Source organism: Thermoactinospora rubra (assembly GCF_002093975.1).
Taxonomy (GTDB): Bacteria; Actinomycetota; Actinomycetes; order Streptosporangiales; family Streptosporangiaceae; genus Nonomuraea; species Nonomuraea rubra_A.
In genome coordinates this window covers 136,256-156,181 of record NZ_KZ084332.1, presented here as the reverse complement: position 1 = coordinate 156,181, position 19,926 = coordinate 136,256, and the positions used below count along the sequence as shown (strand labels likewise).

The 19,926-nt window shown below is 72.9% G+C and carries 18 protein-coding genes and 1 tRNA gene; 12 read left to right on the top strand and 7 right to left on the bottom strand.

Annotated elements, in window-relative coordinates; all coding sequences use genetic code 11:
- The first annotated feature begins 65 nt into the window (after nt 1-65).
- A complete protein-coding gene (locus tag BSB02_RS12720; RefSeq protein ID WP_240506388.1) occupies nt 66-1,142 on the top strand; it encodes a GNAT family N-acetyltransferase in 1,077 nt (358 codons plus the stop codon).
- Entirely contained in the window at nt 1,139-2,287 is a 1,149-nt protein-coding gene (locus BSB02_RS12715) for a DegT/DnrJ/EryC1/StrS family aminotransferase (protein ID WP_084958958.1), read from the top strand. Before BSB02_RS12720 ends, BSB02_RS12715 begins: the two co-directional genes overlap by 4 nt.
- On the opposite strand, the gene pdxR is transcribed toward BSB02_RS12715, so the two are convergent.
- Nucleotides 2,259-3,725 (bottom strand): MocR-like pyridoxine biosynthesis transcription factor PdxR, encoded by a 1,467-nt coding sequence (gene pdxR, locus BSB02_RS12710; protein WP_084958957.1) that lies wholly within the window; start codon nt 3,723-3,725, stop codon nt 2,259-2,261. The genes BSB02_RS12715 and pdxR overlap by 29 nt on opposite strands.
- A gap of 72 nt (nt 3,726-3,797) precedes the next feature.
- Here pdxR and BSB02_RS12705 point away from each other — a divergent pair, with 72 nt between their 5' ends.
- From BSB02_RS12705 to BSB02_RS12675, 7 genes are all read left to right on the top strand, one after another.
- Nucleotides 3,798-4,436 (top strand): pyridoxamine 5'-phosphate oxidase family protein, encoded by a 639-nt coding sequence (locus BSB02_RS12705; protein WP_084958956.1) that lies wholly within the window; start codon nt 3,798-3,800, stop codon nt 4,434-4,436.
- Between the two features lie 57 nt (nt 4,437-4,493).
- Nucleotides 4,494-6,761, top strand: a complete 2,268-nt coding sequence (locus BSB02_RS12700; protein WP_084958955.1) for a protein kinase domain-containing protein — start codon at nt 4,494-4,496, stop codon at nt 6,759-6,761.
- A gap of 112 nt (nt 6,762-6,873) precedes the next feature.
- Nucleotides 6,874-8,556 (top strand): serine/threonine-protein kinase, encoded by a 1,683-nt coding sequence (locus BSB02_RS12695; protein WP_084958954.1) that lies wholly within the window; start codon nt 6,874-6,876, stop codon nt 8,554-8,556.
- Entirely contained in the window at nt 8,553-9,881 is a 1,329-nt protein-coding gene (locus tag BSB02_RS12690) for a protein kinase family protein (protein ID WP_084958953.1), read from the top strand. Before BSB02_RS12695 ends, BSB02_RS12690 begins: the two co-directional genes overlap by 4 nt.
- Before the next feature lie 39 nt (nt 9,882-9,920).
- Complete coding sequence (locus BSB02_RS39540) at nt 9,921-11,153, top strand: DUF2510 domain-containing protein (RefSeq protein WP_158088612.1); 1,233 nt, start codon at nt 9,921-9,923, stop codon at nt 11,151-11,153.
- A gap of 87 nt (nt 11,154-11,240) precedes the next feature.
- The gene (orn, locus tag BSB02_RS12680; RefSeq protein ID WP_084958952.1) at nt 11,241-11,834 is read left to right on the top strand and encodes an oligoribonuclease; all 594 of its coding nucleotides are present in this window, start codon (nt 11,241-11,243) and stop codon (nt 11,832-11,834) included.
- A 65-nt stretch (nt 11,835-11,899) separates the two neighbouring features.
- Nucleotides 11,900-11,975 (top strand) — tRNA-His (locus BSB02_RS12675).
- A gap of 52 nt (nt 11,976-12,027) precedes the next feature.
- Here the strand turns inward: BSB02_RS12675 and BSB02_RS12670 are convergent.
- From BSB02_RS12670 to BSB02_RS12660, 3 genes are all read right to left on the bottom strand, one after another.
- Complete coding sequence (locus BSB02_RS12670; protein WP_084958951.1) at nt 12,028-12,864, bottom strand: ABC transporter permease; 837 nt, start codon at nt 12,862-12,864, stop codon at nt 12,028-12,030.
- Entirely contained in the window at nt 12,861-13,580 is a 720-nt protein-coding gene (locus BSB02_RS12665) for an ABC transporter ATP-binding protein (protein WP_084958950.1), read from the bottom strand. Before BSB02_RS12665 ends, BSB02_RS12670 begins: the two co-directional genes overlap by 4 nt.
- Before the next feature lie 64 nt (nt 13,581-13,644).
- Nucleotides 13,645-14,412, bottom strand: coding sequence for an SDR family NAD(P)-dependent oxidoreductase (locus BSB02_RS12660; RefSeq protein WP_084958949.1), 768 nt, complete (start codon nt 14,410-14,412; stop codon nt 13,645-13,647).
- Between the two features lie 128 nt (nt 14,413-14,540).
- On the opposite strand from BSB02_RS12660, the gene BSB02_RS12655 reads away from it, so the two are divergent.
- Nucleotides 14,541-15,155, top strand: coding sequence for a TetR/AcrR family transcriptional regulator (locus BSB02_RS12655; protein ID WP_084958948.1), 615 nt, complete (start codon nt 14,541-14,543; stop codon nt 15,153-15,155).
- Nucleotides 15,156-15,306: 151 nt separating this feature from the next.
- A complete protein-coding gene (locus tag BSB02_RS12650; RefSeq protein ID WP_084958947.1) occupies nt 15,307-15,567 on the top strand; it encodes a helix-turn-helix domain-containing protein in 261 nt (86 codons plus the stop codon).
- 87 nt (nt 15,568-15,654) lie between these two features.
- Here the strand turns inward: BSB02_RS12650 and lat are convergent, their stop codons facing one another.
- The 3 genes from lat to BSB02_RS12635 form a co-directional block, all read right to left on the bottom strand.
- Nucleotides 15,655-16,923: an L-lysine 6-transaminase gene (lat, locus tag BSB02_RS12645; RefSeq protein WP_084958946.1), complete on the bottom strand. Its 1,269-nt coding sequence runs from the start codon at nt 16,921-16,923 to the stop codon at nt 15,655-15,657.
- Between the two features lie 87 nt (nt 16,924-17,010).
- Nucleotides 17,011-17,544: an HdeD family acid-resistance protein gene (locus BSB02_RS12640; RefSeq protein WP_084958945.1), complete on the bottom strand. Its 534-nt coding sequence runs from the start codon at nt 17,542-17,544 to the stop codon at nt 17,011-17,013.
- Nucleotides 17,545-17,589: 45 nt separating this feature from the next.
- Nucleotides 17,590-19,059: a penicillin-binding transpeptidase domain-containing protein gene (locus BSB02_RS12635; protein WP_084958944.1), complete on the bottom strand. Its 1,470-nt coding sequence runs from the start codon at nt 19,057-19,059 to the stop codon at nt 17,590-17,592.
- Nucleotides 19,060-19,071: 12 nt separating this feature from the next.
- Between BSB02_RS12635 and BSB02_RS12630 the strand changes: the two genes are divergently transcribed.
- A complete protein-coding gene (locus BSB02_RS12630) occupies nt 19,072-19,917 on the top strand; it encodes a spermidine synthase (protein WP_143590559.1) in 846 nt (281 codons plus the stop codon).
- Nucleotides 19,918-19,926 lie beyond the last annotated feature (9 nt).

Below are 19,926 nucleotides of genomic sequence, written 5' to 3'. Positions count from 1 at the left end.
AGTGACCGGCTAAGAATTGCATGAGAGATCGTCCCGTGGTCCTGGGGATCCCGTACGGTGTAAACGTGCACCTCACCGTCGTTCACCCCCGTGATCTGACCGAGCAGGAGATCGGCCAATGGCGTGCGCTCCAGGAGGCCGATCCCGCGCTGGACAACCCGTTCCTCTCCCCCGAGTTCACGCTCACCGTGGGAGAGCTGCGCGACCGGGTCCGGGTGGCCGTCCTCCACGACGGCGGGCAGATCGTGGGCTTCTTCCCGTTCGAGCGCCACGCCTTCGGCATCGGCCGGCCGGTCGCCCACGGTCTCACCGACGCCCAGGGCCTGGTCGGTGTCAAGGACCTGGAGCTGGACCCGCGATGGCTGGTCCGGCAGTGCGGCCTGGACGTCTTCGAGTTCGACCACCTGGTGGCCGGGCAGGCCCTGCTGGCGGTCAGGCACGAGACCTATCCCTCTCCCGTCATCGACCTGCGCGCCGGCCACGACGCCTACACCGCCCACCTGCGGGCCAACTCCGGCAAGACCTACAAGACGACGCTGGCCAAGCGCCGCAAGCTGGAGCGTGACCGGGGCCCGCTGCGCCACGACTTCGCCATCGAGGACCTGGCGCCGCTGCACACGCTGCTGCAGTGGAAGACCGACCAGTACCGGCGGACGGGCCGCACCGACCGGTTCGCCCACCAGTGGATCGTCGAGCTCGTCGAACGGCTCCTGGCCATCAGGACCGACTCCTTCGCCGGCGTCCTCGACATGGTCTACGTCGACGGCACGCCCATGGCCGGGCACTTCGGCCTGCGCACCAGGACGACCCTGGCCGGGTGGTTCCCCGCCTACGACACCGCCTTCGCCAAGTTCTCCCCCGGCCTCATCCACCACCTGGCGCTGGCCGAGCAGGCCGCGGCGAACGGCATCGAGCTGATCGACATGGGCAGGGGCGACAAGGAGTACAAGGACAAGCTCAAGAACGGCGAGCTGCGGGTCGCCGAGGGCCGCGTCGTAACGCCCAGCGTGGGCGCGGCGCTGCACTCGCTGGTGCGCGTCCCGCTGCGCAAGACCCGGGCCACGGTCATGGCCAACCCGCTGCTGCTGCGGACGGCCGACCGCGCGCTGAAGACCTTCGGACGCCTGCGTACCGCGCTGTGAGCCGCACCACCCCCGACGGGCTGATCGCCGCCCGCACCGGACGCGCCTGCCTGCCGCTGCCCTCCAACCGCCTGGGCCTGTACCTGGCGTTGCGCCACTGGTGCTCGCCCGGCCAGCGGCTGCTCATGTCGCCGGTGTCGGCCGACGAGATCCTCTTCCTCGTGCTGGCCGCCGGGCTGCGGCCCGTGATGGCGCCGCTGTCGCCGCGCGACGGCAACATCGACGTCTCCCGGATCGACCTGGCGGCCGTCGACGCGGTCCTCACCACCAACCTGTACGGCCTGCCGGACCAGGTGGCCGCCTTCGCCGGGAAGATCCTCATCGAGGACGTCGCCCACGCCCTGGAGACGACGGTCGGCGGGCGCCCGCTGGGCACGTTCGGCCAGGCCGGGGTCTTCAGCCTGTCCAAGCACGCCGGGGCCGGATCCGGCGGCGTGCTGGCGGTGGCCGATCCGAGCGACCTCAAGGAGCTCACCCAGGCCAGGGATCGGCTGCTGGAGCCGGGAGCCTGGCGCGCCGAGCTGCTGAGCGTGGCCACCTCGGCGGCCCGCCGGGCGGCGATCAGGCTGGGCCTGGTGCGCCCGGCGCTGCGGCTCATGCGCGCGCTCGGCATGCAGGAGGAGCGCGAGGGCTACCGGATCGCGCTGCGGGCGGAGGAGCTGGAGCGGGCCGGGCGGAAGGCCGCGGAGCCGGCCGACGCCGAGCCGCTGCCGCTGTTCGACTCGTGGGTCCGCGCCGACCTGCACGACTACCGGGCCCGGCGCGGCCGGCCGGCGCGCTGGTACCAGGCGCGTGCGCTGGCCAGGGTGCCGAGGGAGCGGGACCGGCGGCTGGCGGGCGTGGCCGAGCTGGCGCGGCTGCCCTGCGTCGCGCCGGGCGTCCGCGACCACCTGGACCAGCCGCTCTTCCGCGTCCCGATGCTCGTGGAGGAGCGCGACGCGGCCGTCGCGGAGCTGGAGCGGCACGGGGTGTCGACCGGCTACCTCTACGATCCGCCCTACGACGACTACGCGCCCGGGTTCGTGGCCCCCTCCCCCGACCCCGGACCCGCCCGCTGGTGGGCGCGGCACGTGCTGCCGGTCGACCCGCTGCAGGCCCGCCGGGCGCTGCCGGTGCTCAGGAGGCTGCGCCCGGCCCGGTGGTGACGCCCGGCCCCGCGACGTCCGGCCCCGCGACGTCCGGCCCCGCGACGCCCAGCTCGGTGACGAGCTCGGCGACGATCCGGCAGCCGCGCCGCACGTCGGCGAGCGAGGCGGAGCCGTACCCGATGACCAGGCCGTGCACGCGCGGGCGCCCGTAGTGGTAGCGCTCGACGGAGTCCAGGCAGACGCCCCGGTCGCGGGCCATGTCCACGATCTTGGGGACGGCCTCCCCGGGCAGTTCGGCCAGCACGTGCAGGCCGGCGGTGTCGCCCCGCAGGCGGCAGACCGGGCCGAGGATCTCCACCACGGCGGCGCGGCGGCGGGCGTACTCCAGGCGCATGCGGCGCAGGTGGCGCTCCAGGTCGCCGCGGTCGAGCAGGTTGACCACGGCCTGCTGGACCGGGCCGCTGGTCCGGTCGGAGACGTCGTCGCGGCGGCGCGCGATGGCGTCGACGAGCCCGGGAGAGCCGACGAGCCAGCCCACGCCCACGTCGGGCGCGAGCGTCTTGGACAGCGTGCCGAGCAGCACCACCCGCGAGGGGTCCAGGCCGTAGAGGGCGGGCAGCGGCGCCACGTCGTAGCGGAACTCGGCGTCGTAGTCGTCCTCGACGATCAGCGCGCCGGTGCGGTCGGCCCAGGCCAGCAGCCGCTCGCGGCGCGGGATGGGCAGCCGGCCGCCCAGCGGGTACTGGTGCGCGGGCGTGGTGTAGAGGACGTCCAGGTCGTCGGGCAGCTCCTCCACGATCACGCCGTCCTCGTCCACCGGGCACGGCACCACCTCGGCGCCCCGCGCGGCGAAGACGTTGCGCGCCACCCGGTAGCCCGGCTCCTCCACGCCCGCCCGCGTGCCGTGGCCCAGCAGGGCCAGCGCCACCAGGTCCAGGCCGTTGCCGGTGCCCCTGGTGACCAGGATGTTCTCGGCCCCGGCGGGGACCGCGCGGGCGCGGCGCAGGTGGGCGGCCAGCAGCTCGCGCAGGTGCGGCAGGCCGTGCGGGTCGGGGTCGTTGCCCGGCGGCAGCTCGGCGGCCTTGCGCCAGGCGCGCTTCCACGCCGCGTTGTCGTAGTCGTGCACCCAGGGCTCGCCCGGCGTCAGGTTGATCAGCTGCCTGGCGGGGCCGCGGCGGGCGGGGGGCCGGGCGGGCGCCTGCCGTACCGGCTCGGGCGGGGCCTCCCTGGGCTGGACCGTCAGATCCGTGACGAAGGTGCCCGAGCCGTGGCGGCCGTCGAGCCAGCCCTCGGCGTACAGCTGCTGGTATGCCTCGGTCACCACGGTACGGCTGACGCCCAGCTGCCGGGCCAGGCCGCGGGAGGAGGGCAGGCGCTCCCCCGCCGGCAGCGTGCCCGCCCGCATGGCGGCGCGCAGCCAGTCGCTCAGCTGGGTGGTGAGCGGCACGTCGGAGTCCCGCGAGAGCGAGACGGGCAGGTCGACGCTGGAGCGCATGGTGAGTGGTCTCCCGGAAAGCAAGGAGTGTGGCCATGGTCTGCCAGTCCACTATCTCACTACCGTCGGGCCATGCTTTCGACCACACCCCGTACCAGGCTCGGCCGTGAGAAGCAGCGCGGCAGCAGCGACCGCGACGACCTCTACGACGTGCTCGACACCGGGCTGGTCTGCCACCTCGGCGTGGTGGCAGACGGCTTTCCCATGGTGGTCCCGACGGGGTACGGCCGCATCGGCGACACGCTGTACCTGCACGGATCCACCGGCGCCCGCTCGCTGCGCGCCGCCGACGGGGCGCAGGTGTGCGTCACCGTGACGCACCTGGACGGCATCGTGCTGGCCCGCTCGATCTTCAACCATTCGGTCAACTACCGCTCGGCGATCGTCTACGGCCAGGCGCGCCTGGTCGCCGACGAGGAGGAGCGCATGGCGGCGCTGCGGGCGCTGTCGGAGCAGCTGGCGCCCGGCCAGTGGGACTACGCGCGGCGGCCGACGCGCAAGGAGCTGGCCGCGACGGCGGTGCTGGCGCTGTCCCTGGTGGAGGCGTCGGTGAAGATCCGCCGCGGCGCGCCCGGCGACGAGCCGGAGGACTACGAGCTGCCGGTCTGGGCTGGCGTGCTGCCGCTGGTCACGTCCTGGGGGGCGCCGGAGCCGGACCCGGCGCTCCGCTTCGATGTGGAGGTTCCCGCACACATCGCCACAAGACAGTGAACCTTGGGCGCTGATCGGACGTCTCATCGGATGGGCCTTTCCTGACGGGAGATCGCCATGACCGAATGGACCGCTCCGGGCTACACCGAGATCCGGCAGCTCGGGGCGGGGGGAAGCGGCCGGGTGGTCCTGGCCGTGCACGCCGAGACCGGCGTCAAGGTCGCCATCAAGTACCTGGCGGACGACCTGCGCCGGGATCCCGTCGCGCTCGGCAGGTTCCAGTCGGAGGCGCGGCTGCTCACCACCTTGCGCGACCAGCACATCGCCACGCTGTGGGAGTACATCCAGGAGCCCGAGGGCGCGGCGATCGTGATGGAGCTGGTCAACGGCGTCTCCCTGCGCGCCCTGCTGCGCGAGCACGGCGCGACCGGGCCCGAGGCGGCCCTCGTGGTGCTCAAGGGCTCGCTGCTGGGACTGGCCAGGGCGCACCAGGCCGGCGTGGTCCACCGCGACTACAAGCCCGAGAACGTCGTCGTCCGCGAGGACGGGTTGAGCAAGCTCGTCGACTTCGGCATCGCCGTACGGCGGGGCGCCGCCACCCGGGCGGAGGGCACCCCGCCGTACATGGCGCCCGAGCTGTGGGCGGGTGCGCCCGCCTCGCCCGCGACCGACGTCTACGCGGCCACCGCGACCTTCTTCGAGTGCCTGGCCGGGCACCGGCCCTACCGCTCCACCGAGCCCAGCGTGCTCGGCTACCAGCACCTGCACGCGCCGGTCCCGGTGGGTGACGTGCCGGAGCCGCTGCGCGGGCTGGTCATGCGCGGCATGGCCAAGAACCCCGCCAACCGGCCGCCGGGCGCGCTGTCGTTCCTGCGCGAGCTGGAGCAGGCGGCGTCGGCCGCCTACGGCGAGGACTGGGAGGAGCGCGGCAGGCGGCGGCTGGCCGCGCTGGTGGCGTTGCTGCCCACGCTGCTGCCCGAGCAGCCCGCCGCCCCCGCGCCGCCCGCCACCGGGTCCACCCTGTTCCGCAGCGTGCTCAACACGGCCCGGCGCAACGCCGTACGGCTGACCGCGGGCGTGGCCAGCGTCGTGGTCGCCGGCACGGTGACGTGGGCGGTGCTGGCCAGTCGGGACGGCACGCCACCGGTCACGCCCGTGCAGGCCGTGGCCGCGACCCCTGGGCCTTCCGAGTCCCCCGGCGCGGGGTCCCTCGTCGACCCGTCGCCCTCGCCTGTCGAGCCGTCCGCCGAGCCGTCCGCCGAGCCGTCCACCGAGCCGGGGTCGGCCGAGCCGACGTCGGGGGAGTCCGGGGAGCCCACCGCCGGGCCGACGCCGAGCCGGGAGCCGGTGGCCCAGCCCTCGGCATCCCCCACCGTCAAGCCGACGAGCAAGCCGACGGCCAAGCCCACGGCCAAACCGACGGCCAAACCGACGGCCAAGCCCACGAGTAAGCCGACGGGCAAGCCGACGCCCACGGTGACGCCCACGCCGCCCACCCGGATCGCGGGCATGGGCGTGTCCGGGCTGAGCGTGACCGAGGACGGCCGGGCGAGCGCCACCCTGTCCGTGCGCACCACCGGCCAGGCCGAGATCGCCCTCACCGCGCGGTTCGCCGTGGACGGCGAGACGATCCTCACCCAGCGCGTACGGCTGAGCGGCGCCACCTCCTACACCCGCACGCTCTCGCGCGACCTGGGCGAGCACCCCTGCGGCCGGCGCGTCACGCTGACCGTCACCGCGCCCGGCTGGTCGCGCGGCGCCGCCTACGACGTGCCCAGGTGCCCGACCCGGGTGACCGGCCTGTCGGCCTCGGTCCGGGTCAACGCCGACGGCGTGGCCCAGGGGCAGGTCACGGTGCGCGCCAGCGGCACCGACGCGGTGGAGCTGGCCGCCGAGCTGCGCCTGGACGGCAGGCGGATCGCCGGGACCGCCGACACGCTGTCCGGCGACACCTCCTACCAGCGGAGCCTGCGCCATGTCTTCCGGCAGCCGCCGTGCGGTCAGGTGGTGTCCATCGTGGCGCGCGCGGGCGGCCAGACCGCCACCGACCAGGTGCGCGTCACCTGCCCCGCCGCGGTGCAGGCCGTCGCGATCCAGCGGGCCGCCTTCGGCGACGGCGTCTTCTCCGCGCTGGTGCGGGTCACCGCGGAGAACGCCCAGCCGGTACGGCTGCGCGTGTCCTACCTGCTCGACGGCCAAGTGGTGAACACCGGCGAGTACACCCTGTCGGGTGAGACCGTCTACCAGCAGCAGGTGCGCTCCTCCACCTCCCTGAAGGTCACGTGCGGCGGGAAGTGGGCGATCACGGCCTCCACCGTGCCCCAGGCGGCCGGCGGCTCGGACACCGCCTCGGGAGCCACGCCACCCTGCCAGCAGCCCGGGTGATTCACGACATTCACCAAAAATCAACCACTAAACTCCCGGACGTTAGTCACATGAGTCGGCTACCGTACCGTCCGTCTGATGCGGGATGGGGGCCCAGAATTAGGAGACCCTGATGAACGGCATGCCCGACGGACGGTGGCGGGTCCCCGGCTACACGCACGTGCGCGAGCTGGGCGCGGGAGCGTCCGGGCGCGTGATGCTGGCCACCCGCGACAGCGACGGCGCCGAGGTGGCCGTCAAGTACCTGTCCGACGAGCTCAGAGCCGACGTCGGCTTCGTCGCCCGGTTCCGCCACGAGGCCAGGCTGCTGGCCTCGGTGCGCAGCCCGCACAACGCCCGGCTGATCGACTACGTGGAGACCGGCGAGGGCGCCGCCATCGTCATGGAGCTCATCGACGGCGTCTCGCTGCGCGAGCTCCTCGGCTCGGAGGGGCCCACCGGGCCGGAGGCGGCGCTCACCGTGCTGAAGGGCTCCCTGCGGGGGCTGGCCGCCGCGCACGCCGCGGGCGTGGTGCACCGGGACTACAAGCCCGAGAACGTCATCGTCCGCGGCGACGGCGTGAGCAAGCTCGTCGACTTCGGCATCGCCGTACGGGCCGGGACGGGCGCCTCGGCCGCGGGGACGCCCGCCTACATGGCGCCCGAGCAGTGGAGCGGCGGGGCCGCCACGCCCGCCACCGACGTCTACGCCGCCACCGCCGTGTTCTTCGAGTGCCTGACCGGCACCCGCCCCTACCGGGCGGCCAACATCGCCGCGCTGGCCAGGCAGCACCACAGCACGCCGCCGCCGGTGGAGCAGGTGCCCGAACCCCTGCAGGGGCTCGTGGAGCGCGGGCTGGCCAAGAACCCCGACGACCGGCCGCCCTCCGCCGAGGCGTTCGTGACGGAGCTGGAGGCCGTCGCGGCGGCGGCGTACGGGCCGGACTGGGAGGAGCGCGGCAGGCGCCGCCTGGCCCGGCTGGCCGGGCTGCTGCTCGTGCTGTTCCCCGGCGGCCAGGAGCCGCCGGCGCAGTCGGCCAGCACGCTGGCCGAGAGCAGGCTGCCCGGCATGCGGGGGCGCGCGGTCAAGCTGGCCGTCGGAGCGGTCTGCGCGGGCTTGGTGATCTCCACCGTGGCGATCCTCGTGTCGGGGCGCGGCGACGCGGAGCTGCGGGCCCGGACGAGCGCGCTCTCGCCCGCCACCCTGTCGCCCACGCTGCCGCCGCCGCAGGCCGAGCAGGGCGGGGAGGATCCCACCCCCACCGCGTCCGAGCCCACTCCCGAGCAGGCCGAGCCGAGTCCCACCGCCCCAGCGACGGGCCGGCCCACCGTCCCGCCGAGCGCCACCCCGACGCCGACGCAGACGCGCGCCCCGACGCCCAAGGCGAGCCCCGCCAAGAGCACCGCCAAGCCGTCCCCCTCCAAGGACGCGCCCGGCCGGACCTGGCCGGGTCAGACCGGCGAGCCGTCGCGCGGCAAGCCCACGCCCACCCCCTCGGCGACCACCACGTCGCAACGGCCCCCCACGCCGCGTCCCACCAGGCCCACGCCGACCCGGACGCCGACCTCCACGCCGTCCCAGACCGCGACCGCCACCACGACGCCCACGACCTCGTCCTCGCCCACGACCTCCAGCACCGACACCGACGGGCCGCCCGCCCCCTCGGCGACCCCGCCCGGCCCGACGCCGTCCGCCATGGCCGCCGCCCCCGCCGCGCTGCTCGCGCTCGGGCTGGTGACGTCGGGGACCGTACCCGTCACACTGACGGTGACCGGCCACGTCGCCGGGCGGCGCCGCAGGAGGATCGGAGGATGAGCGACCAGTCGGCCAGGCACGGGATCGCGGGCTTCCAGCTCACCGAACGCACCCGGGTGACCGAGCTCGGCACGTGGATCGACGCGGTGGGCCCCGACGGGCGGCGCGGCGGCGCGCTGCGCTTCGACCCGGCGGTGATGAGCCTGCCGGGCGTGCGTGACCGGGTGGTCTCCACCGTCGTGACCGACCGGCAGCTCACCCAGGCCGGGATCGCGGGGCTGGTGCCCGTCGCCGACATGGTGGCGGCCGGCGAGGAGGTGTGGCTGCTGACCCGCCAGGCCACCACGCCGACGCTGTCGGACCTGATGTCCCGCCCCGGGCTGGACCCGCCCTCGGCCGCCGCCGTTCTGGTGGAGACCGCGCAGACCCTGCTGGCCCTGCACTCCTCGGGCATCGCCCACGGCTCGCTGCACCCCGGCACGGTGGTGATCGCCGAGGACGGAGCCGCGCTGCTGGCCGAGCGCGGGCTGGCCGACGCCGTCCGCGGGCAGCAGCCCTCCGCCGACCGCGACGTGGTGGCCTGGGCGGCGCTGGCCCGCGGCCTGGCGGCGGTGGCGGGTACGGCACGCGCCGCAGACCTGTTCGAACGCGCCGCCGCCACGGCCACGACCCACGGCCTGGCCGCCGCCAGGGACACGCTGCTGGCCGGGCGCGACGCGCTGGGCGCCATCGGCAGGGACCGGCTGGCGGAGGCGGCCCGCCGGTGGGCGGTCCCGGCCGCGCCCCCGGGCCATGCGGCGGGCGAGGGGGAGGACGAGGGGGAGATCGTCACCCTGCTCCACGTCCCCGGCTCGGCGCAGCACTTCGGGCCCGGCGTACCCGGCCGTCCCACCGAAGCCGGCGCGCAGCAGACCACGGCCGAGAAGATCTGGGCCGCCGGCGCCGCCCCTCCCCGGGCCCGGCGCCGCCGTACGGGCCGCTGGACCACCGTCGGCGCCGCGGCCGTCTTCGCGCTGATCCTCGCGGGGGCGGTGCTGGCCTGGATGCGGCTGGGCGGCTCCTCGGCGCCGCTGGCCGTGCAGTCGGTGGAGGTCGTGGCGCCGAAGAAGACGCAGGGCTGCGACGCGGTCGTGCGGATCGTGGGGACGCTGCGGACCAACGGCTCGGCCGGGACGATCGTCTACGAGTGGCAGCGCAGCGACCGCAAGGAGCGCATCCAGCAGAAGGAGGTCGTCTCCGAGGGCAAGACGTCGGTGACGGTGCCGCTGGAGTGGACCGTGAAGGGCGAAGGCAAGAAGAAGTACACCGCCACGCTGCACGTCCTGTCCCCGGTGCCCGCCGGGAAGGCCCTTCGCGACAAGGCCACGTTCAGCTATTCATGCTGAACAATGCATCTCAAACCGGTTCTTACTACTCTGACGTCCATGACTCCGCAGACCCCCGCAGGCTGGTATCCCGACCCCTACGGATCGCCGCTTCTTCGCTGGTGGGACGGCAACCAGTGGACCGACGCCACCCACCCGCTGGAACAGCCCGCGGGCACGGCCCAGCCGCAGCCGGGGACCGGCCCCTCCGCGCCGCCCTCCCCTGACCCGTCGGCCAGCCCGGCCAACCCGACGCTGCGGTTCGGCGAGCCCATCTACGGCCAGGGTCAGCAGGGGGTGTACGGCCAGCCGCCCAGCGGAGCGTCACCGGGAAGCGGGGCCCAGCCGTACGGCGGAGCGTCTCCGGGGAGCGGGGGCCAGCCCGCGTGGGGCGGCCAGCCGGCGCCGGGCGGCGATTTCGCGCCGGGCGGCCAGCAGCAGCAGTGGGGGGCGTGGCAGGGCCAGCCGGGACAGCCGGGACAGGGCCAGCCGCAGTGGGGCACCGCCCAGATGCCCGCGCCGGGCTTCGGCGCCCCGCCCAAGAAGGGCGGCGGCGCGCTGCCCTGGGTGCTGGGCGGCATCGCCGCGCTGGTCGTGGTGGGGCTGATCGTCACGGTCGCGGTCGTGCTCATCAACCGGTCCGGCACCGTCACCGCCGAGCCCTCCCCGGTGCCCACGCTCTCGGAGTCGCAGCCCACGCCCGAGGAGACCGAGCCGCCCACGCAGGCGCCCACGCAGCCCGCCGGCGAGCTGCCCCAGCCGCAGAACGGCCGCGTCACCGACCCGCAGACCGGCATCTCCTTCGAGGTGCCCGAGGGCTGGACGGTGCCGCAGTACTCGCAGATCAACGGCACCGACCCGCGCATGCAGGTGTGGACCGCCGCCGTCCAGGCGGTCTCGCACGAGAAGTACAACGGCGAGGACGACTGGATCGGCAACGTCTACACCGGCCCGCTGAACCAGATCTACCCCTACACCGGCAAGGAGAGCCTGCAGAGCACCGTCGCCACGGTGTTCGTGGACTTCTCCCGCTTCTACGGCATCAAGCACTCCCGCAAGATCCTGCAGAACAAGGCCATCAAGGTCGGCGACCACGACGCCTGGCTGCTGGAGTTCGAGCTGGACTTCTCCGAGGAGTCGGAGAAGAACGGCTACAAGTGGAAGAAGGAGCGCGGCGCGCTGGTGCTGGTGGACCGCAACGGTGAAACGCCCGCCCTGGTCTACGTCTCGGTGCCCGACAACCTCGGCACCGACGTCGTCGGCAAGGTGCTGGACTCGCTGCAGGCATCCTAAGACTTGTTCGACACTTCCCACATTCCGGGCAACGGATGCGCTGTGTCACACAACCCCTACCCTTGTCTGTAGAGGCAAGGAGACTGCATGAGTGACTTCCTGGTCTGGATCGACTGCGAGATGACCGGGCTCGACCTGGGGCGTGACGCGCTCATCGAGGTGGCCTGCGTGGTCACCGACAGCGAGCTGAACCAGCTGGACGAGGGCGTCGACGTCGTCATCAAGCCGCCGCCGGAGGCGCTGGAGCAGATGTCGCAGGTGGTGCGCGAGATGCACACCGCCTCCGGCCTGCTGCCGGAACTGGCGGAGGGAGTCACGCTGGCCGAGGCCGAGTCGCTCGTGCTCGACTACGTGCGCCGGCACATCGCCGAGCCCAAGAAGGCGCCGCTGTGCGGCAACTCCATCGGCACCGACCGCACGTTCCTCGCCCGCGACATGCCCGCGGTCGACGCCTACCTCCACTACCGCATGATCGACGTCTCCTCCATCAAGGAGCTGGTGCGCCGCTGGTACCCGCGGGTGTACTTCGCCGCGCCCGAGAAGCAGGGCGGGCACCGCGCGCTCGCCGACATCACCGAGAGCATCCGGGAGCTTCGCTACTACCGCGCCGCGGTCTTCGTCGGCCAGCCCGGCCCCGACTCGGCGACCGCCCGCGCGCTCGCCGAGGGCGTGACCCGCTAATCGGGTGGCGTGAGAACTCCGGAACACCGCTACACTTTTCCTGTGCCGCTCGCGCGGCGCGCATGGTGGGCGTAGCTCAGTTGGCAGAGCGCCAGGTTGTGGTCCTGGATGTCGTGGGTTCAAGTCCCATCGCTCACCCCACGGGGAAGGCCCGGTCACCGAGGTGACCGGGCCTTTCGCATGGAGAGAACCGTCACTCGCCGAAGCGGGACAGCTTGCCGTGCGCCCTGGCGTACCGCAGGGCCCAGCCGAAGACGGCCAGGGAGATCCCCAGATAGACGACGTCGAGCAGGGCCGCGAGCGCCAGGTCGCCCCACGGCACGGCGCCGCCGTTCAGCACCGTGCGCATGCCCTCGAAGACGTACGTGCCCGGGATGAGGTGGGCGACCGTCTGAAGAGGCGCGGGCAGCACGCTGACCGGGTAGAAGATGCCGGTCAGGGGCTGCGCGACGAACACCAGAGACCAGGCGATGACCTGGGCGTTCTCGCCGAACCTGAGCACGGCCGCGATGCCCACCAGGCCCAGGCTCCAGCCCATGACCAGCAGCAGGGCCATGAACGGCACCAGGCCGAGGCCCATGGCGGTGACGCCGAAGCCGTACAGCGCCAGGCACAGCGCCGACATGACCGCGACCGCGAAGGCCACCTTGCCCAGCGAGAACACCATCAGCCCGATCAGGTACTCCACGCTGGACAGCGGGCTGACCTGCACGTTGAGGAGGTTCCTGCTCCAGATGTCCTCCAGGAAGGCGATGGAGATCTCGTTGCTGGCCTTCTGCAGGACCTGCCAGAGCAGCACCGCGCCGAGCAGGAAGCCGACCGCGAAGGGCACCTTCTGCGTCTGCAGGAAGAGGGTGACGAACCCCCACAGCACCAGCTCGACCGTGGGCCAGAACACGATCTCGAACATGCGGATGGGGCTGCGCCGCAGCGCCGCGAAGTCACGGCGTACCACGCCGAGCACACGACGGCCGCGCGCCCGGGCGCCGAGGGGAGGGAGGGTGGCGAGAGGGGGGAGGGTCGTCGTCATCCGCGTGCCACCTTCAGGAACACCGCTTCCAGATCGTCGGCCTCGAAGGAGGCCGCCAGCTCGGCGGCGCTCCCGCTGGCGACGATGCGGCCCTCGGCCATGAAGTGGATCCGGTCGCACATCCGCTCCACCTCGGGCATGTTGTGCGAGGTGATCAGCATGGCCCTGCCCTCCTCCCTGGCCAGCCGTACCAGGAGCGTGCGGATGCGGTCGCCGGCGTCGGGGTCGAGGTTGGCGGTCGGCTCGTCGAGGATCAGCAGGTCCGGCTCGTTGAGCAGGGCCTTGGCCAGCTGCACGCGGGTCCGCTGGCCGGAGGACAGCTCCATGACCTTCCGCCTGCGCAGGGGGCCGAGCTCCAGCAGGTCGAGGAGCGCGGCGACCTTCGCGGCGGGCCGGTCGACGGCGTAGAGGTCGGCGAAGACCTCCAGGACCTCCTGCACGTGCAGGGTGCCGGGGAGGTCGACGTAGCTGGCGGCGAAGTTGATGCGGCTGAGGACCTCCACCCGGTTGCGGTGGAGGTCCTTGCCGAACATCGTGACGCTGCCCTCGTCGGGGGTGATGAGGCCGAGCAGCATGTGGAGGGTCGTGGACTTGCCCGCGCCGTTGGGCCCCAGCAGGCCGACGACCTCGGCGCGGCCCACGGCGAGGTCGAGCCCGTCCACGGCCGTGACGGCGCCGAACCGCTTGGTCAGGGAGCGCGCTTCCAGGATGGCCACCAGGCAAGGATGCGGATGGTGGGAGCGGTTCCGCAAACGGTTTCCTGGGCGCCGGCGGGAAGGGTCAGCGCTCCCCGCGGGGGCCGAGCCACAGGCCGCCGTTGGTCTCCAGGACCTGGCCGGTGACCCACCGGGCGTCGTCGGAGGCGAAGAACGCCACGGCGTCGGCGATGTCGCCGGGCTGCCCGTGGCGGCCGAGCGCCGTCATGCCGGCCACCTTCTGGGCCGACTCCGGGTCGCCCAGCCAGCCGTTCATGTCGGTCTCCGTGATGCCCGGGGACACGGTGTTGACCGTGATGCCCCGCGCGCCCTGGGTGTGGGCCAGCGAGCGCGTGAGGACGTTCAGCGCGCCCTTGGTCATGGAGTAGACGACCTCGGGGATGGCGAACCACGTCACGCCCGAGGAGACGTTGATGATGCGCCCGCCGTCCGGCATGATCTTCAGCGCCCGCTGGGTGATGAACAGCGGCGCCCGCACGTTGACCGCGAACAGCCTCTCGTACGCCTCGGGGGTCGCCTTCTCGATCGTGGCGTCGTAGTCCATGATGGCGGCGTTGTTGACGAGGATGTCCAGCGGCCGCCCCTCCAGCCCTCGTTCCAGCCCGGCGAACAGCGTGTCGACGTCCCCGTCCACGCCCAGCTCGGCCCGCACGGCGAAGGCCTGGCCCCCGCTCCGCCGTATCGCCGCCACGGTCTGCTCGGCCGCGGCGTCGTTGCTGCCGTAGTGCACCGCCACCAGGGCGCCGTCGGCGGCCAGCCGTTCGGCGATCGAGCGTCCGATGCCCCGCGAGGCGCCCGTGACCAGTGCCGTCTTCCCTGTGAGTCCAGTCATCGCTCCATCCTTTGTTAGGGATCGTTCCCTAACAACAGGTGGCAGGGCGCCGTGATTCCGGCAGGCCACCGTGACGGGGATCACACCCCCAAGGGAACGATCCCTAACAAATGGCTACACTCGATGCCATGGCGAAAGCGAGAGCGGCCCGCCGCAGCTCGGCCGAGACCCGCCGGCACGTGCTGGAGGTCGCCCACGAGCTGTTCTACTGGCAGGGCATCCGGGCCGTGGGCGTGGACAAGGTGGCCGCCGAGGCCGGGATCGCCCCGACGACGCTCTACCGGCTGTTCCCCTCCAAGGACGACCTCGTCGCCGCCTACGTCGAACGCGCCGAGGCCGGGTACCGGGAGTGGTTCGACGAGGCGGTCCGCCGCGCCGGGCCCGACCCGCGGGAGCGCATCCTGGCGGTGTTCGACTCGCTCATGGAGCAGATCCATCCGGACCGCTGCCGCGGCTGCCCCTTCCTCATGACGCTGACCGAGTTCCCGGATCCCGGCGTGCCCGGGCACCGGCACTCCGTCGCCCTCAAGGAATGGGTCCGCGCCCGCTTCGGCGAGCTCGCCGACGACCTGGCGCGCGGCGCCCCGGTGGACGACCCCGCGGTGCTGGCCGACCGGCTCGCGCTGGTCATGGAGGGCGCCTACGCCTCCGTCCAGGCCCTCGGCGCCGACGGACCGGCCCGGCAGGCCCGCGCCCTGGCGGAGGCGCTGCTCCCCCCGGCTCCCCACCCCGTCCGGCGGTGACAATCCGCTAGACGGCGGAATCGGACTGTTGTGGTTTTCTGCGTCTCGTCCCAAAATCATGACAATGCGAGTTATGCTCGCTGTCTAGCGTTCACGCCGGAAGCACGGGGGCCCTCGGCGATCTGACCGTCTTCGCCGCCCCGGAGGCCGGATGAGAGTCGACGACGCAACGTCCGAGCACGTGGCCGTCTCGTTGAGCAAGCGAGAAGCCGAGGTCATGGACCTGATCGCCCGTGGCGAGTCCAACGGGCAGATAGCACGACGGTTGTTCCTCAGCGAGAAGACCGTCAAGAACCATGTCAACCGCATCTACGCGAAGCTGGGCGTCGACTCGCGGGTCACCGCCATCAAGGTGTGGCTCAGCCGTCCATCCGGACAGGACACCGCGCTCGTGCAGGGCCAGGATTCCTAGCCGGACCCACAACGGGGAAGGCGAGGGGACGCGCGTCCCCTCGCCTGCGCCGGCCGGGCCCTGTCGCGTTCCCCGGCCGCGGGAGCGTCAGACGCGGGACAGGACCCGCGAGAACGCGGCCAGGGCGAACTCCAGGTCCTCCTCCGCCACGTTGAGCGCCGGGCGGAGGCGGATGGACCGCTCGCCCGAGGGAAGCACGAGCACCCGCTCCTCCTCACGCAGCCGCGCGATGACGGCGTCGCGCACGCCGGGGTCCGGCAGGTCGAAGGCGCACATGAGCCCCCGGCCGCGCGTGTTGGAGACCAGCTCGGGGTGTTCGGCCTGGAGCTTGGCGAGCCGTTCGAGGAGCCACTCGCCCAGGCGCCCGGCGCGCGGGATGAGCGAGTCGCGTTCGATGATCTCCAGGAGCAGCCGCGAGCGGACCATGTCGGTCAGCCCGCCGCCCCAGGTGGAGTTGATCCGCCCGCTGACCCGGAAGACGTTGTCCGGCACCAGGTCGACGCGGCGGCCCGCCATGATGCCGCCGACCTGGACCTTCTTGGCGAACGCGACGATGTCCGGGGCCAGGCCGAGCTGCTGGTAGGCCCAGGGGGTGCCGGTGGTGCCGCCGCCGGTCTGCACCTCGTCCAGGACGAACAGCGCGTCGTACTCGTGGCAGAGCGCCTGCATCGCCTGCAGGAACTCCGGCCGCATGTGGTTGTCGCCCCCCTCCCCCTGGATGGGCTCGGCGATGAAGCAGGCGATGTCGTGGGGGTGGCGTTCGAAGGCCGCCCTGGCCTGCGCGAGCGCGCGTTCCTCGGCCGCCTCGACGTCACCGAGGTGGATGGCGGGGACGTCGATGCGGGGCCAGGGGAACTTGGGGAAGCGCTCGGTCTTGTTCGGGTCGGTGTTCGTCAGGGACAGGGTGTAGCCGCTGCGGCCGTGGAAGGCGCGGGTCAGGTGCATGACCTGGGTGCCGAGCTCCGGGGAACGGCCGGCCGCCTGGTTGCGGCGGCTCTTCCAGTCGAAGGCGGTCTTCAGGGCGTTCTCGACGGCCAGCGCGCCGCCCTCGACGAAGAACAGGTGCGGCAGCTCGGGGTCGCCGAGGACGCGCGTGAAGGTGTCGACGAAGTCGGCCAGCTCGGCGGTGTACATGTCGGGGTTGGCGGGCTTGTTCGCGGCGACCCGGCCTAGGAGCTCCCGGTCCACGGGCGGGTTCACGCCGAGGGGCGCGGAGGCGAAGAAGGTGTAGAAGTCCAGGTAGCGGTGGCCGGTGCGGGCGTCGACCAGCCAGGAGCCGCGGCTGCGCTCAAGGTCGAGCACCAGCCGGTAGCCGTCGACCAGCAGGTGGCGGGCAAGCCTGTCCAGAACGTCCATACCGCATATCTTCCCCGCCCAATCGTGGATGTACCGGAAAACTTTTCGCAATCAGTACGTCACAGCGTGAGGTTCTTCACCGCGGCGCTAGGCCGTGGCGGCCAGCTTGCGCACCCTGAACGACAGGATCGTCAGCGCCACGCCGTACACCAGCGCGAAGGCTCCGATGAGCACGACGAGGGCCAGCGCGCCCGAGGCCGGCATGGCCACCAGCAGGATCCCCAGGATGACCGACAGGGCGCCGCCGACGATGAGCATCCACTCGTTCTCGATCTCCTTGCGGAGCCGGATGCCGGCCACGATCTCCGTCACCCCCGTGAAAACGGCCCAGAAGGCGATCACGTACAGCAGGACCAGCGCGGTGATCCCGGGCCAGACCAGCGCGATGATCCCCGCCAGGACGCTGAGGACTCCCGTGACGAGGAGCCACACCTTGGACCGGCTCGAGTGCCGGAACGCCGCGCCGATCGCGAAGACCCCGTCCACCACCGCGTAGGCCCCGAAGAGCCAGACCAGGGCCAGCAGCGTGATGCCGGGCCAGACGATCGCCAGGATCCCGAAGATGATCGCGGCGATGCCCCGGATGAGCAACATCCACCAGTTGCGTGCCAGAAGCTCCATGCGCACGCTCTTCCCTGGATCATCCAGGAAAAGCACCATCCGCAGCTAAAGTCCGCGTAGAAATCGGGCCGCGACCGTGGGCGCGTCCGTCGCGGCGCCGGAGCCGCGCACCACCAGCACGGAGAACGCCAGGTCGCCCCGGTAGCCGACGAACCAGGAGTGGAACTCCCCGCCCCAGACCGCCGCCACGTCCTCCGGCGTCTCCTGGGGCGGCACGGCGGCCTCCATCATGCGGCGGAGCTGCTCGGCGATGCCCGCATCCACCCCCACGGCGTCCGCGGTGCCCCCGGCTTCGCCGTCCCGCTCCGGCAGCAGCCAGGGCTCCCGCCACACCCCGCCCCGCACCGTCGCGGCGATCACCGCCATGCACAGCGGCGTGACCGCCACGCCCCCGTAGCCGACCGCCGCGTCCTCCACCTCGTCGGGCGTCGCGAGCCGGTCGGGCGTACCCCCGCAGGTGCCCTGCGCCCCGGTGGCCGGCAGGTACCGGCCAAACCCCCACTCCGCCGCGGCGGCCACCAGGTCGGCGCCGGTGAGCCGCCGCATCGCCTGCTGGGCCAGGGTGGTGGCGCACGGCCGGCCGAAGGCCTGCTCGAAGGTGAGCGCGCCGCCGTCGAAGAGGTCGTCGTTGCGTACGGCGCCCGCGTAGGGAGGACACTCCACCGGGCTGCCGGGGTCGAGTCCCGCCTTCAGCAACGCCGCCGCGGTCACGATCTTGAAGGCGGCGCCGGGCGGGTAGAAGCCGGTGATCGCGTCCGCCTGGACGAGCCGGTCGGACACGGCCAGGATCTCCCCGGTGCCCGCCCGCACCGCGACGATCGCCGCGTCCGTGACGCCGTCCAGGGCCCGCGCCGCCGCGGCCTGCACCGGCCGCGACAGCGTCAGCCGCTGCTCGCGCCGTTCGGGCCGGATCTCCTTGAGCTTGCGGCCGCCCGCGACCAGCTCCCAGCCCTCGCGCTCCGGGGCCAGCCCTTTGGCGATCTCCTCCAGGTACGGCTCGTTGTAGCTGTTGCGCGGGATCGGATCGCCCTCCGCGGTGAGCAGCTCCACCCCCGGGCTCAGCGTCCGCCGCACCTCCACCCTGCCGCCGTCCTTCAGCAGCGGGTGCAGCGTCTCGGGCGACCACAGCACCTTCCACTGCCGGTGCCGTACGGCCAGCCGCAACGTCGCGGTGAACTCCCACGGCCCGAACTCCCGCAGCCGCAGCGTGCCGGTGAAGGGCGCCTCCGCGGTCTGCTCCCCGGTACGGCGCAGCGGCATCGGCCGCAGGGTGATCGACTCCACGTGGAGCGCTTCGGCCAGGGCGAGGTGACGGGCGGCGAAGTCCTCGGGCGGGTCGTCGACCAGCTTCTTCATGGCCTCCAGCTCGCCCCTCCCCCAGGCGCCGAAGTACGCGGCGGCGGTCTGGGCGGCGCTGCCGCCGACCGGCTGCCGGCCCGCCGCGACCGCGAAGGCCCCCGAGACCACGACGGCCAGGAGCGCCACCGCGAGGGCGATCAACCTCCGGCGTCGCATACCGTTTTCTCCATGAAGAGGGGACTGCGGGAGCCTGTGCCCGGCATCTACCAGACGACCTTCGGCGAGGTCGAGCTGCTGCGTGACCTGGACAGGCAGGACGGCTGGATGCTGTCCAAGGATGGCGTACCGCAGTCCTATGTCGACCTTCAAGACCCGACATATCTGGATTTCGAGTACGTACGGCTCATCGCCGACGTCGTCGACCTGCTCGACGAGGGCCCGCTCAGCTGCGTCCACGTCGGCGGCGGCGCCTGCACGATCCCCCGCTACATCGCCGCCACCCGCCCCGGCTCCCGCCACATCGTGGTCGAGCACGACGGCCTGCTCGTCAACCTGGTGCGCGAGCAGCTGGACCTGAAGTCGGTGCCGCGGCTGAAGGTCCGGATCCAGGACGGCCGCGAGGGCATCACCGGGCTGTGGGACGCCTCGGCCGACCTGTTCGTCCTGGATGCGTTCACCGGGGCGACCATGCCGGTGGAACTGGCGACCGCCGAGTACATGGCCGACGTCGCCCGCGTCCTGCGCCCCACCGGGACGCTGGTCGTCAACATGGCCGACGGCAAGGGGCTCGCCTTCGCCAGGCGTGTGGCGGCGACCGTGAACGGCGCCTTCAGGCACGTCGCGCTGCTGGCCGACCCCGGCGTGCTGCGGGGGCGGCGCTTCGGCAACCTCATCGTCGCGGCCTCGCCGTCCCCGCTGCCGGTGGACCTGCTGAGCCGCCGCGCGGCGGGCGGCCTCACGCAGGCCAGATGCCTGTACGGCGAGGCGTTGACGAACTTCGTGGCGGGAGCGGCCCCGATCAGGGACGGCGAGCCGGTCCCCGTCCCGCAGCCGCCCCCGGCGATCTTCGAGTGACCTTCCGTA